Origin of the sequence: Bifidobacterium sp. UBA6881 (assembly GCA_002451435.1) — a bacterium.
Taxonomy (GTDB): domain Bacteria; phylum Actinomycetota; class Actinomycetes; order Actinomycetales; family Bifidobacteriaceae; genus Bifidobacterium.
Genome location: DKCF01000092.1, coordinates 42,669 through 44,989, shown reverse-complemented (window position 1 = coordinate 44,989; position 2,321 = coordinate 42,669). Strand labels below are relative to the sequence as shown.

General features: G+C 61.4%; 2 protein-coding genes and 1 pseudogene. 1 reads left to right on the top strand and 2 read right to left on the bottom strand.

All coding sequences use genetic code 11. The annotated features are described in order from the left end of the window. Window positions 1–722, bottom strand: a 722-nt coding sequence (locus tag B3C64_RS07275; RefSeq protein ID WP_291534801.1) for a S1 RNA-binding domain-containing protein, incomplete at its 3' end; no start/stop codon positions are given. 188 nt (window positions 723–910) lie between these two features. Further along, complete coding sequence (locus tag B3C64_RS07270) at window positions 911–1,798, bottom strand: bifunctional methylenetetrahydrofolate dehydrogenase/methenyltetrahydrofolate cyclohydrolase (protein WP_291534800.1); 888 nt, start codon at window positions 1,796–1,798, stop codon at window positions 911–913. A gap of 128 nt (window positions 1,799–1,926) precedes the next feature. Here B3C64_RS07270 and B3C64_RS07265 point away from each other — a divergent pair. Then, window positions 1,927–2,321: pseudogene (locus tag B3C64_RS07265) on the top strand (metal ABC transporter solute-binding protein, Zn/Mn family); the annotation flags it as partial.

Below are 2,321 nucleotides of genomic sequence, written 5' to 3'. Positions count from 1 at the left end.
GACAGCTCGGAAACGTGGATCAGGCCGTCAACGCCGCCCAGATCAACGAATGCACCGAAGTTGACGATGGAGGACACGACGCCTTCACGGATCTGGCCCTTCTTGAGCTGGGACAGGAAGGTCTCACGGACCTCGGACTGGGTCTCCTCGAGGTACTGGCGACGGGAAAGGACCACGTTGTTGCGGTTCTTGTCGAGCTCGAGGATCTTGGCCTTGATCTTCTGGCCGATGTACGGGGACAGGTCGCGGACGCGACGCATCTCGACCAGGGATGCCGGCAGGAAGCCACGCAGACCGATGTCGACGATGAGGCCACCCTTGACGGCTTCGATGACGGTGCCTTCGACGACGCCATCGGATTCCTTGATCTTCTCGATGTCGCCCCAGGCACGCTCATACTGAGCACGCTTCTTGGACAGAATCAGACGGCCTTCCTTGTCTTCCTTGGTGACGACAAGAGCCTCGATGGTGTCGCCGACCTCGACGACCTCGTCAGGATCAACGTCCTTCTTGATGGAAAGCTCGCGGGAAGGAATAACGCCTTCGGTCTTGTAGCCGATGTCGAGCAGCACCTCGTCGTGATCGACCTTGACGACGGTACCTTCGACCAGATCACCATCATCGAAGTTCTTGATGGTGGAATCGACTGCCTTGATGAAGTCCTCTTCGGTGCCGATGTCGTTGATGGCGACCTTGGCGACTTCGTTATTGTTCTCTGCCATTAATTTGGTTTCTTACAGATAGTGGGTGGATAAAATCGGTCTTCAGTTATGCATGCTGTCACGCATGCGCGCGTATATTACACACGCAATGCGCTAGTCTACATGGAACCATGCACAAACAACAGGCGTGTCGCGGAGACGACACGCCCGACGGCTTCGGCGCCGGCACGGAACCGGGGCGGGCGGCATCACGCCTGACGGCGCAGCTGGCGTTCGGCCATCCGCACCACGTTCTCCAGCAGCATGACGCGGGTCATCGGACCGACTCCGCCCGGATTCGGTGTGTAGGCGGATGCCTTCTCATAGCAGGCTTTGTCGACGTCGCCCTTGACGCGGTAGCGCCCGGCCTGCTCATCGAACACCCGGGACACGCCGACGTCGACCAGCACCGCGCCCTCCTTGATGTCTTCGGGCTTGACGAATCCCGCGGAGCCCATGGCGGCCACGATCACGTCCGCCTCGCGCATATGCTCGCGCACGTCCCTGGTGCCGGTGTGGCATAGCGTGACGGTCGCGTTCACGGCCTTCCTGGTGAGCAGGAGCCCGATGGTGCGGCCGATGGTGATGCCCCGTCCGAGCACGCAGACCTCCTTGCCGTTCAGGTCGATGTCGTATGCGCGCAGCAACTCGATCACGCCACGGGGCGTGCATGGCAGCGGCGTGTCGATATCGCCGTGGGCGTGCAGCACCAATTCGCCGAGATTGTACGGATGCATGCCGTCGGCGTCCTTCTTCGGATCGATGAGGTCGATGATGGCGTTCTCGTCGATGCCCTTCGGCAACGGGAGCTGGACGATGTACCCGGTGCACGCGGGGTCGTCGTTGAACGCGCGGACCGCATCCGCGATCTGTTCGAACGTCGCGTCTTCCGGCAGCTCCTTCCTCAGGGAATTGATGCCGATCTCGGCGCAATCGGCGTGCTTGCCCGCGACGTATTTCATGGAACCGGGGTCCGAACCGACGAGGATGGTGCCCAGGCCCGGGACCACTCCCTGCTCCTTCAGCGCGGCGACGCGTCCCGCGAGATTCTCCTTGATCCGCGCAGATACCTTCCGCCCGTCGATTCTTTCTGCCATTCGGCGCTCCCCTCATCATATTCGTATTGGCGTTTGCAAGTATCGTAGGCTATCTTGGTTTTCAGCCACAGCTCGCATACATGATTATGAGACGACGGGCAAACGGAACCAGGAAGAAGGCAAACGATATGCGCTCATGGGCACGCGCTCTCACCGCCGGGCTGACGCTTTGTCTGGCGTTCGGCTCCGCGGCGTGCGCCGGGGACGAATCCCCGACCGACTCCGCACGGGACTCCGCAACGAAAACCGAGCAGACCAAGCCGATCAGCGTGGTCGCCTCCATCAACCAATGGGGTTCCCTCGCCAAGCAGATCGGTGGCGGACACGTCAACGTCACCTCGATTCTGTCCTCCACCGGCGTGGACGCCCATGATTTCGAGCCGAAGACATCGGACATCGCGAAACTGCAGAAGGCGCAGGTCGTCGTGTCCAACGGCGCCGGCTACGACTCGTGGTCAACGAAGAACCTCGAACGTGGCGTCACCGCGATTTCCGCGGCGCAGACGGTCGGCGCCGCAGAGGG